12 protein-coding genes are annotated in these 14,499 nt (G+C 70.9%); 6 read left to right on the top strand and 6 right to left on the bottom strand.

Going from position 1 to position 14,499, the window contains the following annotated elements; all coding sequences use genetic code 11:
- Positions 1–51: 51 nt before the first annotated feature.
- From KV394_RS14335 to KV394_RS14325, 3 genes are read left to right on the top strand one after another with little or no spacing between them, the layout of a single operon-like run.
- Positions 52–1,680 (top strand): FAD-binding oxidoreductase, encoded by a 1,629-nt coding sequence (locus tag KV394_RS14335; protein WP_247981733.1) that lies wholly within the window; start codon positions 52–54, stop codon positions 1,678–1,680.
- A 1-nt stretch (position 1,681) separates the two neighbouring features.
- Positions 1,682–2,596, top strand: a complete 915-nt coding sequence (locus tag KV394_RS14330) for a diacylglycerol/lipid kinase family protein (RefSeq protein WP_247981732.1) — start codon at positions 1,682–1,684, stop codon at positions 2,594–2,596.
- Positions 2,586–4,250 (top strand): GMC oxidoreductase, encoded by a 1,665-nt coding sequence (locus KV394_RS14325; RefSeq protein WP_247981731.1) that lies wholly within the window; start codon positions 2,586–2,588, stop codon positions 4,248–4,250. Before KV394_RS14330 ends, KV394_RS14325 begins: the two co-directional genes overlap by 11 nt.
- On the opposite strand, the gene KV394_RS14320 is transcribed toward KV394_RS14325, so the two are convergent.
- The 4 genes from KV394_RS14320 to KV394_RS14305 all read right to left on the bottom strand — a co-directional run bounded on the left by KV394_RS14320 (position 4,251) and on the right by KV394_RS14305 (position 9,437).
- A complete protein-coding gene (locus KV394_RS14320; RefSeq protein WP_247981730.1) occupies positions 4,251–6,392 on the bottom strand; it encodes a 3-hydroxyacyl-CoA dehydrogenase NAD-binding domain-containing protein in 2,142 nt (713 codons plus the stop codon). It lies immediately after the preceding gene.
- Entirely contained in the window at positions 6,389–7,594 is a 1,206-nt protein-coding gene (locus tag KV394_RS14315; protein WP_136036104.1) for a thiolase family protein, read from the bottom strand. Before KV394_RS14315 ends, KV394_RS14320 begins: the two co-directional genes overlap by 4 nt.
- A gap of 75 nt (positions 7,595–7,669) precedes the next feature.
- Positions 7,670–8,863, bottom strand: a complete 1,194-nt coding sequence (locus tag KV394_RS14310; protein ID WP_136033058.1) for a ribonuclease D — start codon at positions 8,861–8,863, stop codon at positions 7,670–7,672.
- The gene (locus KV394_RS14305; RefSeq protein ID WP_136033060.1) at positions 8,856–9,437 is read right to left on the bottom strand and encodes a DUF3000 domain-containing protein; all 582 of its coding nucleotides are present in this window, start codon (positions 9,435–9,437) and stop codon (positions 8,856–8,858) included. The genes KV394_RS14310 and KV394_RS14305 overlap by 8 nt, the downstream gene beginning before the upstream one ends.
- Positions 9,438–9,462: 25 nt before the next feature.
- Here KV394_RS14305 and KV394_RS14300 point away from each other — a divergent pair, with 25 nt between their 5' ends.
- A complete protein-coding gene (locus tag KV394_RS14300; RefSeq protein ID WP_247981729.1) occupies positions 9,463–10,617 on the top strand; it encodes an alpha/beta hydrolase family protein in 1,155 nt (384 codons plus the stop codon).
- Here KV394_RS14300 and KV394_RS14295 read toward each other — a convergent pair.
- Complete coding sequence (locus tag KV394_RS14295) at positions 10,601–11,032, bottom strand: SufE family protein (protein WP_136033064.1); 432 nt, start codon at positions 11,030–11,032, stop codon at positions 10,601–10,603. The two genes, KV394_RS14300 and KV394_RS14295, sit on opposite strands and share 17 nt — an antisense overlap.
- Positions 11,033–11,051: 19 nt before the next feature.
- Positions 11,052–11,945, bottom strand: coding sequence for a sulfurtransferase (locus KV394_RS14290; protein WP_247638821.1), 894 nt, complete (start codon positions 11,943–11,945; stop codon positions 11,052–11,054).
- A gap of 146 nt (positions 11,946–12,091) precedes the next feature.
- Between KV394_RS14290 and zapE the strand changes: the two genes are divergently transcribed.
- Complete coding sequence (gene zapE / locus KV394_RS14285; protein ID WP_136045995.1) at positions 12,092–13,123, top strand: cell division protein ZapE; 1,032 nt, start codon at positions 12,092–12,094, stop codon at positions 13,121–13,123.
- Between the two features lie 135 nt (positions 13,124–13,258).
- Positions 13,259–14,497: an ammonium transporter gene (locus KV394_RS14280; protein ID WP_136033071.1), complete on the top strand. Its 1,239-nt coding sequence runs from the start codon at positions 13,259–13,261 to the stop codon at positions 14,495–14,497.
- Positions 14,498–14,499: the final 2 nt, after the last annotated feature.

Genomic DNA, 14,499 nt, shown 5'->3' with positions numbered 1-14,499 from the left:
GTGGGACTCCGACAGGTTGACGTTCTTCCATGATGTGTCACACTGTAACGCATGCAGGACGAGATCGGCAGGGCCGCCGAACAGGAGCCCATGCGGTGGAACGGCTGGGGTGATCCGGCGAAGGCGAAGGAGCTTCCGCGCGCCGTGCGAGCCCTGATCCCGCTGCTGCTGGGGCGAGTGCGTCGCCCTGCGCCGCCGCCGTCGCTCGCGGAGGTGCGCGTCCGACCGAGCGCGCTCACCGACGACGACCGGGCGGCGTTCGCGGCCGTCGTCGGCGTCGACGGAGTGGACCACGCGGACGAGGCGAGGATCCGTCACGCCGGCGGGCGCTCCACCCCGGACCTGCTGCGGCGCCGCGAGCACGAGCAACGCGTGCCGGACGGGGTCGTGCTCCCCGCCGACCACGCTCAGGTCATGGCATGCCTCGCCGTGGCCGGGGAGCGCGACATCGCGGTGATCCCCTACGGCGGGGGCACGAGCGTGGTCGGCGCGCTCGATCCGGAGCGCGGGCCGCACCGCGCCGTGATCAGCCTGGATCTGCGCCGCCTGCGCGGCCTGCTGCGCGTCGATGCGCTCAGCGGCGAGGCGGTGTTCGCGGCCGGGACGACCGGCCCCGACGCCGAGGCGCAGCTGGCAGCGCACGGGCTCGAGCTGGGACACTACCCGCAGAGCTTCCGCTATGCGACCATCGGCGGCTTCGCGGCCGCGCGTTCGTCGGGCCAGAACTCCGCAGGGTACGGACGCTTCGACACCATGGTCACCGGGCTCCGGGTCGCGACACCGACGGGCGACCTCGAGGTCGGCCGGGCTCCCGGATCCGCCGCGGGACCCGACCTGATCCGGCTGTTCCTGGGGTCGGAGGGCATCTTCGGCGTCATCACCGAGGTCCGCGTGCGCGTGCACCCCGTGCCGGCCGAGCGGGTGTTCGAGTCATGGTCGTTCCCCGACTTCGCGCACGGGGTCGACGGACTCCGCCGCGTCGCGCAGCACGGCAGGGGTCCCACCGTGATCCGTCTGTCCGACGAGGCCGAGACCGCCGTCGGTCTCGCGCAGGTCGGCCGGATCGGGAAGGCGATCGCGCGCGGCGCCAGCGTCGTGACCGTGTACGAGGGCGATGACATCGACGCGCGGCGCGCCCGGACGACCGCGCTGCTGCGCGCGGCGGGCGGGACGTCGTCGGGCGCAGGGGATGCGGAGGAGTGGGCGGCCGGCCGATTCGACGGGCCCTACCTGCGCGACTCCCTGCTCGACGCCGGTGTGTTCTGCGAGACCCTCGAGACCGCCACCACCTGGACGGGGCTCGCGACGCTGAAGGCCGCGGTCGAGACCGCCCTGCGCGAGGGCTTCCGCGACGCGGGGGCCCGGTCGACCGTGATGTGCCACGTCTCGCACGTGTACCCCACGGGGGCGTCGCTGTACTTCACCGTCCTGGCCGGGATCCGCAGCGATCCGCTCCCGGTGTGGACGACCGTCAAGGCACGCGTGAACGACGCGATCCTCGCGCACGGGGGCACCATCAGCCACCATCACGCGGTCGGACGGGATCACGCGCCCTGGCTGGCGCGGGAGCTCGGGCCGGCCGGGATGCGGATCCTCGCAGCGATCAAGCGCGAGCTCGACCCGCAGGCGCTCCTGAACCCGGGCGCCGTGATCCCCGCTGCCCTCCCGGCGGGGGACTGACGTGGGCCACATCGCGGTGCTGTCGAACCCCCGCGCGGGCAAGGGGCGAGGCCGCCGTCTGACCGAGCTCGCGGTGGCACACCTTCGACAGCGCGGCGCGAGCGTCAGACTCTACGTCGGGGACTCGGCGGCGGACACGACGGCGCTGGCGTCTGAAGCCCTCGTGGGCGGGCCGGACGGGCTCGTGGTGGTCGGCGGGGACGGCACGCTGTCGGGGATCCTCGATGTCGTGTGCGCCGCCGCCGTCCCGATCACCCTGGTGCCCGCGGGGACGGGCAACGACCTCGCCCGCGCGCTCGGCCTGCCGCGACACGACGCCGCCGCAGCCGTCGAACTCGCCCTCACCGGCACGCCCCGGGCGATCGACGTGGGTGAGGTCGAGACGCGCGCGGGTCGTGCCGCCTTCCTCACGGTCGTGGCGTTGGGCTTCGACGCGAGGGTGAGCGACCGCACCAACCGTCTGCGCTGGCCCTCCGGCGCCCTCCGGTACTACCTGGCCCTGCTCATCGAGCTCGTCCGGCTGCGGCCGCTCGACTTCACCGTCACGGTCGACGACGAACGGCCGATCACCGCCCGGGGGACTCTGGTGGCCATCGGGAACACGGCCAGCTACGGCGGAGGCATGCCGGTGTGCGTCGGCGCCCTGCCCGACGACGGGCGGCTCGACGTCGTCCGCGTGGCACCGCTCGGCCGCGCCCGACTGGTGCGGCTGTTCCCCCTCCTGCTGCGCGGGGCCCACCTGGCCCGCCCCGAGGTGCAGCACACGGCAGCGCGCCGTGTCACGGTCGCCGCGCCCGGACTCGTGGTGTACGCCGACGGCGAGCGCCTGGGCGAGGACGTCTGCACCATCTCCGTGCGGACGGGTGCGCTGACGATGATGACCCCACCGAGCGAGGGAGACGCCCGTGTTCGATGAGGACGTCGTGGTCGTGGGGTCGGGTTTCGGCGGCTCGGTCGCGGCGCTGCGGCTGAGCGAGAAGGGCTACCGTGTCCGCGTGTTCGAGGCCGGGCGGCGCTTCGCCGACGACGACTTCGCGAAGACGAGCTGGAACGTGCGCCGGTACCTGTGGGCGCCCGCGCTCGGGTGCTTCGGCGTGCAGCGCATCCACCGCCTCCCGCACGTCATGATCCTCGCGGGAGCCGGTGTGGGCGGAGGCTCGCTCAACTACGCCAACACGCTCTACGAGCCGGGCCCCGCGTTCTTCGCCGACCCGCAGTGGGGCTCGATCCGTGACTGGCGGGCGGCGCTCGCTCCGCACTACGCCACCGCGAAGCGCATGCTCGGCGTGGTCGATGCGTATCCGCACAGCGGGCCGGTCGAACGGATCATGGCGGGCGCCGCGGACGACCTCGGCGTGGGGGAGAGCTTCCGCCGGGCACCCGTCGGGGTGTGGTTCGGCGAGCCGGGGCGCCGCGTGCCCGATCCGTACTTCGGCGGGGAGGGTCCCGACCGCACGGGGTGCACGCTCTGCGGCAACTGCATGGTGGGGTGCCGCGTCGGTGCGAAGAACACCCTGGTGAAGAACTACCTCGCGCTGGCGGAGCGACGCGGGGTCGCGATCGAGCCCCTTCGCACGGTCACCGAGGTGCGGGAGCTGGCGACGGGCGGCTTCGCGATCACGACCGTGCGCAGCGGGGCCTGGCTGCGGCGCCGGGCCCGCACCGTGACGGCGCGGGAGGTCGTGCTCGCCGCCGGCACCTGGGGCACGCAGCAGCTGCTGCACCGGATGAAGCACACCGGCGCGCTCCCTCGGATACCCGACGCCGTGGGGCGCCTGACCCGCACGAACTCCGAGGCGCTCGACGGCGCCGTGGCCGTGCGCGTTCCGGAGCAGCTTCAGCTCGCGCGGGGTGTGGCGATCACGACGTCCTTCCACGTGGACGAGCGCACCCACGTCGAGAACGTCCGCTACGGTCCGGGGTCGAACCTGATGGGAGCTCTGGCCACCGTGCTCGTGCCGGGGGAGAGGTCGCTGCCCGGACGCCTGGCAGCGCTCGTGCGGGGAATCCTCCGCGCACCGGTCACCGCGGTCCGGCTCGGGTCGCTCCGGCGGTGGAGCGAGCGCGGGATCATCGCCCTCGTCATGCAGACCGCCGACAACTCCCTCACGCTGTCGCTGCGGCGGCGGTTCGGGCGCTGGCGTCTGACCAGCGCGCAGGGGCACGGTGCGCCGAACCCGAGTCACCTGCCGGAGGCACACCGCGCGGCGCAGGCGATCGCGGCGCGGCTCGAGCAGGAGAGCGGGATCCGTGCCGAGGCGCGCGGGTCGTGGCCGGAGGTGTTCGGTATCCCGCTGACGGCGCACTTCCTCGGCGGGGCGGTCATCTCCTCGGCCCCCGAGACCGGCGTCGTGGACGAGTACCACCGCGTCTGGGGTCATCCCGGGCTGCACGTCGTGGACGGTGCTGCAGTCCCCGCGAACCCCGGTGTCAACCCGTCGCTCACCATCACCGCCCTGGCGGAACGGGCGATGTCGCACTGGCCGCGCCGCGGGGAGCCCGACGAGCGCCCTGCCCAGGACGCGACGACGGGGGCCGCGCGCTCGGCACGGCCCCCGTCGTCGGACTGATCAGCGGTTCTCGATGCCGCGGATCTGCGGCGTGTGGAACGAGCCGCCGAAGGTGCGTTCCGAAGCGCCCTCGCGGTCGAGGTAGGGCGAGGCGCCGCCGTCGATGAACGGCCAGCCTGCGCCGAGGATGAGGCACAGGTCGATGTCCTCCACCTCGGGCACGACGCCCTCGTCCAGCATCAGCTTGATCTCCGTCGCCAGGCCATCCTGCACGCGCTGCAGGATGGTCGCCGCAGAGGCCGGACTCTTGCCGAGTGCGGGCTTGATGACCTTCTCGGCCTGCTTGCTCCAGCCGACCACCCGGCCGCCCTTGTCCTTCTCCACGACCTGGTCGAGCGCGGCGAGGGCGTGGAAGTTCTCGTTCGCGTAGAACCGGTCGGGGAAGGCGTGCACCATCGTGTCCTGCACGTGGGCGGCGACCTTCCATCCGACCAGGTCGATCAGCTGGAACGGCCCCATCGGCAGGCCGAGCGGCGCGAACGCCTTCTCCACCTCGGCGATCGGGGTGCCCTCGTAGACCGCGCGCGCAGCCTCGCCCATGACCTTGGCCAGCAGACGGTTCACCACGAAGCCGGGTGCGTCGGCGGTCAGGACCGCGTTCTTGCCCAGGTTCTTCGCGACCACGAACGCCGTGGACAGCGCGGCCTCGGAGGTGCTCGGCGTCTTGACGATCTCGATCAGCGGCATGACGGCGACCGGGTTGAAGAAGTGGAACCCGACCAGGCGCTCCGGGTGAGCGAGCGTCGCGCCGATCTCCTGGACCGAGAGCGAGGAGGTGTTCGTGGCGAGGATGGTGTCCTCCGCCACGATCTTCTCGATCTCGCCGAAGACCTGCTGCTTGACGCCGACCTCTTCGAAGACCGCCTCGATCACGAAGTCGCAGTCGGCGTACAGGCTCTTGTCGGTCGTGCCCGTGACCAGCGCGCGCAGCTTGTTGGCGGTGTCGGCGTCGAGGCGCCCCTTGCCCTCCAGCTTCCCGATCTCGTCGTGGATGTACGCCACGCCCTTGTCGACCCGCGCCTGATCGAGGTCGGTGATGAGGACGGGGACCTGGAGCTTGCGCACGAAGAGCAGCGCGAACTGGCTCGCCATGAGTCCGGCGCCGATGATGCCGACCTTGGTGACCTTCTTCGCGAGCGCCTTGTCGGGCGCGCCGACCGGGCGCTTGGCCCGCTTCTGCACGAGATCGAAGGCGTACATCGAGGCGGCGAACTGATCGCCGGTCACGAGCTCGGCCAGTGCCTCGTCCTCGCGGGCGAAGCCCTCGGCCTTGGTGCCGCTCTTGGCCTTGTCGAGCAGGTCGAGCGCCGCGTACGGCGACTTCGGCACGGTGCCGATCTTCGACTCGAGCATGCCGCGCGCCATCTTGATCGCGATCGGCCACTTGGTGAGCCGCTCGATCTTGCCCGGCTCGTTCTTGCGCTCCACCTTCTTGCCGCCGAGGACCGCGTCGGCCCAGGTCAGCGAGTTCTCGAGGTAGTTCGCGGCGGGGAAGATCGCGTCGAAGATGCCCAGGTCGAACGCCTGCTGCGGCTTCAGCATGCGGTTCTGCTTGAGCGGGTTCGAGATGACGACCTCGAGCGCGTTCTCGATGCCGATGAGGTTCGGCAGCAGGTAGGCGCCGCCCCAGCCGGGGATGATGCCGAGGAACACCTCGGGGAGCGCCACGGCGGCGGCCGAGGCGTCGACGGTGCGGTAGCTGGAGTTCAGCGCGATCTCCAGCCCTCCACCGAGCGCCAGACCGTTCACGAACGCGAACGACGGCACGCCGAGCTCACCGAGCTTGCCGAGCACCCGGTGCCCGAGCTGCGCGATGAGGCGGGCGTTGTCGCGCGAGCCGACCTTGCTGATGTCGGACAGGTCGGCGCCGGCGGCCAGGATGTACTGCTTGCCCGTGATGCCGACGGCCTGGATCTCCCCGGACGCCGCCCGTGCCTTCAGCGCGTCCAGCGTCTCGCCGAGCTCGGTGAGCGTGGCCGGCCCGAGCGTGTTCGGGCGCGTGTGGTCGCGGCCGTTGTCGAGGGTGATGAGGGCGAGGACCTTGCCGGAGGGGAGGCGGATGTCGCGCACGGGGGAGTGCGTGATCACCTCGCCCTCCGTCAGCGCCTGGATGGGCGAGAAGTCGACGTCGTCGTAGCTCACTTCTTCTTCTTTCCGTCGTAGTGCGGGTTCTCCCAGATGACCGAGCCGCCCTGACCGAGGCCGACGCACATCGCGGTCAGGCCGTAGCGGACGTCGGGACGCTCGGCGAACTGTGCGGCGAGCTGGATCATCAGTCGGACGCCGGAGGCCGCGAGGGGGTGTCCGAGCGCGATCGCCCCGCCCCACTGGTTGACGCGGGGGTCGTCGTCGGCGATGCCGAAGTGGTCGAGGAGCGAGATCACCTGGATCGCGAACGCCTCATTCAGCTCGAACAGCCCGATGTCGGAGATGTCGAGTCCGGCCTTCTTGAGCGCCTTCTCCGTGGACGGGATCGGGCCGATGCCCATGATCTCCGGCTGCACGCCCGCGAAGGCGAACGACACCATGCGCATCTTCGGCGCGAGACCGAGCTCCTTCACCGCACCCCCACCGGCGAGCAGCGACATGGTCGCGCCGTCGGTCAACGGCGAGGACGTGCCCGCCGTGACGCGTCCGTGCGGACGGAACGGCGTCTTGAGCCCGGCGAGGTCCTCCATCGTGGTCTGCGGGCGACGGCCCTCGTCCTCGGTGGCCAGACCCCATGCGCCGTCGGCGCCCTTGATCGCGACGGGAACCAGGTCGGGCTGGATCTTGCCGGCGTCGTACGCCGCCTGCACCTTGTGCTGGCTCAGCATGCCGAAGCGGTCGGAGCGCTCCTTGGTGAGGTGCGGGAACCGGTCGAAGATGCGCTCCGCCGTGACACCCATGTTGAGCGCGCCAGGGTCGACCATCTTCTCGGCGACGAAGCGCGGGTTGGGGTCGGCGTTGGAGCCGATCGGGTGGTGGCCCATGTGCTCGACGCCACCCGCGAGGGCGAGGTCGTACATGCCGACGCCGATCGACGCGCCCATCGTGGTGACGCTGGTCATCGCGCCCGCGCACATGCGCTCCACCGCGAGTCCGGGCACCGTCTGGGGGAGACCGGCCAGGATCGCGACGGACCGGCCGAGCGTGAGCCCCTGGTCACCGGTCTGGCTGGTCGCCGCGATGGCGACATCGTCGATGCGGTCGGCCGGCACGGCGGCGTTGCGCTCCATCAGCCCGATGGTCGCCTTGACGGCGAGGTCATCCGCGCGGGTGTTCCAGTACATGCCTTTTTCGCCGGCGCGCCCGAACGGGGTGCGCACGCCATCGACGAAGAAGACGTCCGAGATCTCGGCCACTCTGCCTCCAGGTTTCTTGGGGTTGACCTCAGTCTAGGAAGCCGTGAAAACCGGGAGGAATCGGTTGGATCGAACCTACGAAGCGGTCGGGGAGGTGGTGTCGGGCGCTTGCGCCGCCTCTACAAAGGCGTCCGCGATCTTCTGTGCGGTCTGTTCAATCTGCCAGGGACGCGCACCGAGCGCGGCGAGGGCGTCGCCGATCTCCGCCGCGGTGGTGCCGGGGGAGTCCCAGCACACGCGGCGCAGGTAGTCGGGCGTGAGGAGATTCTCGGTGGGCATGCCCAGCTCCTCCGCCACCGCCTCGACCGCGGGTCGTGCGGCCTTCAACCGTGCGTCCGCCTCGGGGTTCCGGTCGGACCAGGCGCGCGGCGGGGGAAGGGTGTCGCTGGGGACGCGCTCGCGCGGCAGCTGCTCGGCCGCGCGACCGTCGACGATGGCCTGCCACCAGCGGTCGAGCTGGGTGCGGCTCGCGCGACCCTGGAACTCCTTGATGCCGGCCAGCGCCTGCTTCGACGCGGGGTTGGCGAGCACGGCCGCCACGAGCGAGCGGTCGGGGACGAGCCGGCCGGGGGAGATGTCCTGCTGCTGCGCGTACATCTCCCGCGCCTCCCACAGGGCGCGGGCGACGGCGAGGTTACGGGCGCCGCGCACCTGGTGCAACCCGCTGAGGCGCCGCCACGGATCTTCGCGCGGGGCCTTGGGCGTGCGCGCCAGCGTGGCCGCGAACTCCTGGGCGGCGAAGTCGGTCTTGCCCTGCTCCTCGAGCTCGGCGACCAGGGCGTCGCGCACGTCCACCAGGTGCAGCACGTCGAGCGCGGCGTACTCGAGCCAGGCGGCGGGGAGCGGACGGGTCGACCAGTCTGCCGCCGAGTGCTCCTTCTTCAGCGTGATGCCCAGCGTGTCCTCCACCACCGCCGCGAGCCCGACGCGGTCGTGACCGAGCAGCCGCGCCGCCAGCTCCGTGTCGAAGATCGTGCGCGGCTCGAGGTGCAGCTCCCGCAGCGACGGCAGGTCCTGACTCGCGGCGTGCAGCACCCACTCCACATCGCCGATCGCGGTCTGCAGTGCGCCCATGTCACCGATCGCCGGAGGATCGAACAGGAAGACGCCGCTGTCGCGACGGAACACCTGCACCAGGTAGGCCCGCTGTGAGTAGCGGAAACCGGACGCCCGCTCGACGTCGACCGCCACGGGGCCGGAGCCCGCCACGAGCGCCGCGCACGCCGCCAGGAACTCCTCGGTGTCGGAGATCACGGAGTATTCAGTCACGTACAGCCTTTCGCGCGCCGATCACGGCGATGCCCTCGGAGCCCGGCGGAAGTCCCGCCAGCATGCCGACCAGCTCGGCCCACGCTTCGACGTGCGGTCGGAAGGGGCCATCCGGTGTCCAGGACGCCCGCAATTCTATCTGTGCCCCGTCGCCCTCGTCGGCCAGGCCGCCGAAACCCTTGGACAGCGTCTTGGTCGAGGTGCCCGACGGCGCGCGATAGACCGCGCCGCGCGAGTCGAGCGCGTCCACCAGCCACGACCACGTCACGTCGGCCAGCAGCGGGTCGGTGCCGATCTCCGTCTCCAGCGGCGCCTGCGCGAAGATCACGATGCGCCAGGCGCCGCCCCAGGCATCGGGCTCGTCGGGATCGTGGAGCAGGATGAACCGGCCGGTGCCGTACACGGAGTCGCCGTCCTCGCCGGGCCGCACATCGGCGGAGAGCGCGATCGCGAACGGGGCGAGGCCCTGCGGCGTCGGGATCTCGCGCACCGTGATGTCATCGCGGAACGCGGTCTCACGCAGTTCGGCGACGGCGCTGTCGAAGGGCGTCCCGGCCTCGGGATGTGCGGTCACGGCAACAGGCTAGAGTCGGAAGGCGATGAAGAGTCTCAGGCACGCCGCCCAGTTCATTGTCCCCGCGCTCCTCGCGCTGGGAGCCGCCGCCGGATTCCTGGTGCTCGCCGTCGCGCGACGCGTGGTCACCCCGATGCGCAAGGTGCCAGACACGGAGATCCTCGCGATCGACACCGGTGCGCAGACCATCGAGCTCGGTCGCACTCTCGACACCGAGCTGCCGGGGCGCTACGGGCTCTTCACCACGGGGACCTACGGCTACGTGAAGCTGGGGGCCGTGCTGAGCGCGGACAGCACGACGGTGCGTCGCAAGCTGCTCACCAAGATCGAGCCGGGCGCCAGCGTCGACCGCGGCGCCTCCTTCAGCGGTTCCTACTACACCTCTCCCAGCGAGCTGCACCTGCGGTGGGAGAACGTGCTGATCGGCTCGCCCGCCGGGCCGTGCCCCGCCTGGTTCTTCCCGGCGTCGTCGTCCACCTGGGTGATCCAGGTGCACGGCCGCGGCACGACCAGGTCGGAGTGCCTCCGCGCGGTGCCCGTGCTGCACGCCGCCGGGCTGCCGAACCTCGTGGTGTCGTACCGCAACGACGGCGAGGCACCGCGCACGCGGGCCGGCGCCTACGCCCTCGGGGCGTCCGAGTGGCGCGATGTCGACGCCGCCATCGCCTACGCGCTGCGCCACGGCGCCGAGCGTGTCGTGCTGATGGGCTGGTCCATGGGCGGCGCGGTGTCGCTGCAGGCCTCGGTGAGCTCGGGCAACCGGCACCGGATCGCCGGTGTCATCCTCGAGTCCCCGGTGGTCGACTGGCGCACGGTGCTGCGCTTCCAGGCGAAGCTCCTCCGCGTCCGGCCCCCGCTGCCCGACCTGGCGATGAGCGCCCTGCAGCTGCCGCTCACGGCGCGGTTGAGCGGCGCCGACGAGCCGATCCTGTTCGACCGGCTGGACATGGTCGCGCGCGCCGACGAGCTCGCCGCACCGATCCTGATCCTGCACAGCGACGACGACGGCTTCGTGCCCGTCGACGCGTCACGGGCGTTGCAGGAGGCGCGACCCGATCTGGTCACCATGCCGCGGTTCACCGTCGCCCGCCACACGAAGCTGTGGAACTACGATGAGCGGGGCTGGAGCACCGCGATCACGTCGTGGCTGGCGGACCAGAGTCTCAGCGCTTCTGCCTGACCTGGTTCTTGGCGCGCATGAGCATTCCCGTCATCCCGCCGATGCGCAGCGGCGACACCGCTCTCGTGAGCCCGATCGACTGCGGGTAGTCCTCGGGGATCGCCAGCACCTGGTCGGACGTGAGGCCCGTGATGCCCTGCACGAGGATGCTCGCGAAGCCGCGCGTGGTCGGCGCCTCCTCCGGTGCGGTCGCGTGCATCGTCACGATGTCGTCGTTCACCTCGACGTAGATGTACACGGGCGACTGGCACTCGGCGACGCGCTCGCACATCTCGGGGTGGTTCGCGACCTCCTCCGAGACGGGAGGCAGCTCGTCGGCGAACTCGAGGAGCAGCAGGAGACGGTCGGCCTCGGGAGTCTCCAGGAACCCGTCGCGGATCTCGGCGAGGGTGTCGGGCAGGTCGGTGGCGCTCATCCCCGCCATTGTCCCACGGTCAGACCGTGCCGGGCTCGGCTCCGGTGACGATCGGAACGCGCACCGCGCTGCCCCACTCGGTCCAGGAACCGTCGTAGTTGCGCACGTTCTCGAAGCCGAGGAGGTGCTTCAGCACGAACCAGGTGTGGCTCGACCGCTCTCCGATCCGGCAGTAGGCCACCACGTCGTCGCCGTCCTTCAGCCCGGCGCCGTCGCGGTAGATCGCCTCGAGCTCGGCGCGGCTCTTGAAGCCGCCGTCCTCCGCGACCGCCTTGGCCCACGGCACGCTCTGCGCGGTCGGGATGTGACCGGCGCGCAGCGTGCCCTCCTCCGGGTAGGCCGGGGCGGTGGTCCGCTCGCCGCTGTACTCCTCGGGGGAGCGGACGTCGATGAGCGGGTTGCCGAGGTGGGCGAGAACGTCCTCCTTGTAGGCGCGGATCACGGAGTCGTCGCGCTCCACCACCGGGTACTCGGTGGTCGGGCGCTCGGTGACCTCGCGGGTCAGCTCGCGACCCTCCGCGATCCAGCGGTCACGGCCTCCGTCGAGCAGTCGCACGTCCTCGTGCCCGAAGAGCGAGAACACCCACAGCGCGTACGCCGCCCACCAGTTGTTCTTGTCGCCGTAGATCACGACCGTGTCGTCGCGGGCGATGCCCTTGCGGCTCAGCAGCGCCGCGAAGCCCTCGCCGTCGACGTAGTCCCTGACCACGGGGTCGTTCAGCTCCGTGTGCCAGTCGACCTTCACGGCACCGGGGATGTGGCCGGTCTCGTAGAGCAGCACATCCTCGTCCGACTCCACCACGACGAGCCCGGGAGCGCCGAGCCGCTCCGCCAGCCACTGCGTCGTCACGAGCCGTCCGGGCTCGGCATACTCGGCGAACTTGGAGGAGGAGGAGTCGAACTCGATGGCCATGGGGTCTCCGTAGCGGGTGAGCGGGCGAGCGGTCGGGTAAGACGGCGTAGTGTTGATCCGTCTCTTTCGACGATAGATGCTCCCCGTGCCCCCGGCACCGGATCCGTAAGACTTCGACACAGGCCGCCGCCTGATTCAGGACCGTGATGACCGACCCGACCACCCGCACCGGCACCGTGCACCTCACCGACCGCACGCCCACCGTCACCGGGCCCGAGATGCTCGCGAGCCTGGTGCCGCCGCCCCAGTTCGACGAGGCCACGTTCGACAGCTACCGCGCCGACCCCGCGTATCCCTCGCAGGAGGAGGCGAAGCAGACGCTGCTGCGCTTCTCGGGCCGCGGCGCCCCGGTCAAGCGCGGGGGACTGTTCAGCAGGGCGAAGAAGGAGCCGGAGCTCAAGCCGGGCGTCTACCTCGACGGTGGCTTCGGTGTCGGCAAGACGCACCTGCTCGCGTCGATCTACCACGCGATGCCCGCCCGCCGGAAGTACTTCGGGTCGTTCATCGAGTACACGGCGCTCGTCGGGGCCCTCGGCTACAAGAACACGGTCGACCTGCTCAAGGGCGCCGATCTGCTGTGCATCGACGAGTTCGAGCTCGACGACCCGGGCGACACCATGGTCATGACGCGGCTGCTGGGCGAGCTGGTGCCCACCGGGACCAAGCTCGCCGCGACGTCGAACACGCCGCCGAATGCGCTGGGCGAGGGGCGCTTCGCCGCGCAGGACTTCCTGCGCGAGATCCACGCGATGTCCGACAGCTTCCAGACGCTGCGCATCGACGGCGTGGACTTCCGTCAGCGGGCGATCGACGGCCACGCGGTCGTCCGGGATGATGCGGCCTACGCGGCAGCGATCGACGGGGCCGAGGGGCCCGCGTCCGACGACGCGTTCGACGACCTGATCCGGCACCTCGCCCAGGTGCACCCCTCGCGGTACATCCGCCTCATCGACGGCCTCGCGCTGGTGGGCCTCCGCGGCGTTCGCCAGCTGACCGATCAGTCCGAGGCGCTGCGCTTCGTGGCGTTCGTCGACCGGGTGTACGACGCGCAGCTCCCCATCGTCGCGACCGGCCTGGGCCTGGACGCGGTGTTCTCCGACGAGATGCTGGCCGGCGGATATCGCAAGAAGTACCTGCGCGCCATCTCCCGCCTCAACGCCCTCACGCATTCTGCGTAAGCCCGAAGGGCCGCGTAACGCGATGTTCACACCGGAGCGCACGCTGTAACAGCGGGGAAACAAACCTCACGCATGGGCGAAACCGTGCGTGGTCACACTGAAGCTCTCAATTACTTCGGATGTGAGGTTTTCCTTATGGATGCTCCCGGCAACATCTCGTGGGCGATCACCGCGACGGCGCTCGTTCTGCTCATGACGCCCGGCGTCGCCTTCTTCTACGGCGGTCTCGTCAAGGCGAAGAGCGTCGTCAGCATGATGATGATGAGCTTCGGCTCCATCGGACTCGTCGCCGTGCTGTGGATTCTCTTCGGCTTCTCCATGAGCGCCGTCGACAGCCCGACCGCGTTCGCGGGCAACCCGTTCGCCGACTTCGGCCTCTCGAACCTGGCATCGGGCGAGGGATCGAACGTCGCGCTCCTGGGCGTCGCCTACGGCGCCACGTTCGCGATCATCACGGTCGCGCTGATCTCGGGCGCCATCGCCGACCGCGCCAAGTTCGGCAGCTGGCTGATCTTCGCTGGCGTGTTCGCCACGGTCGGCTACTTCCCGGTGGCGGCCTGGGTCTGGGGTGGCGGTTGGATCATGAACCTCGGCACGACGCTGTTCGGGGAGGATAGCGGCATCGGCGTCATCGACTACGCCGGTGGGACCGCGGTGCACATCAACGCGGGTGCGGCTGCTCTCGCCCTGGCGCTCGTGCTCGGCAAGCGCATCGGCTTCCAGAAGGGCATCCTCAAGCCGCACAACGTGCCGCTGACGCTGCTGGGCGCCGCGCTGCTGTGGTTCGGCTGGTTCGGCTTCAACGCCGGTGCCGAGTGGCTCGCGGAGGACATGGGCGGCGTCGGGCTCATCGGCCTGAACACGCTCGGTGCGACGGCGGCGGCGATCCTCGGCTGGATCCTGATCGAGCGCATCAAGGACGGCAAGGCGACCTCGGTCGGCGCCGCCTCGGGTGCCGTGGCGGGTCTGGTCGCGATCACCCCGGCCTGCGCCAACCTCACGCCCGGCTGGTCGCTGCTGCTGGGCGCGGTCGCCGGTGTGGTGTGCGCGCTGGCCGTCGAGCTGAAGTTCCGCCTGGGCTTCGACGACTCGCTCGACGTCGTGGGCATCCACCTCGTCGGCGGCCTCATCGGCACCGTGTACCTCGGCTTCTTCGCCACCGGCACCGGCCTGTTCGTGGGCGGCGACGCCCGTCAGCTCGCGGTCCAGGTGATCGCCGCGCTCGGCGTGCTGATCTACTCCTTCGTGGTGGCCTTCGTGATCGGCTTCGCGATCCAGAAGACGATCGGCTTCCGGATCACGAGCGAGGACGAGATCGCCGGCGTCGACCAGGTCGTCCACGGCGAGGAGGGCTACGCGCTCGCGGACGCGTGATC

Source organism: Microbacterium sufflavum (genome assembly GCF_023101165.1).
GTDB lineage: Bacteria > Actinomycetota > Actinomycetes > Actinomycetales > Microbacteriaceae > Microbacterium > Microbacterium sufflavum.
This window is presented reverse-complemented; position numbering and strand designations above follow the sequence as displayed.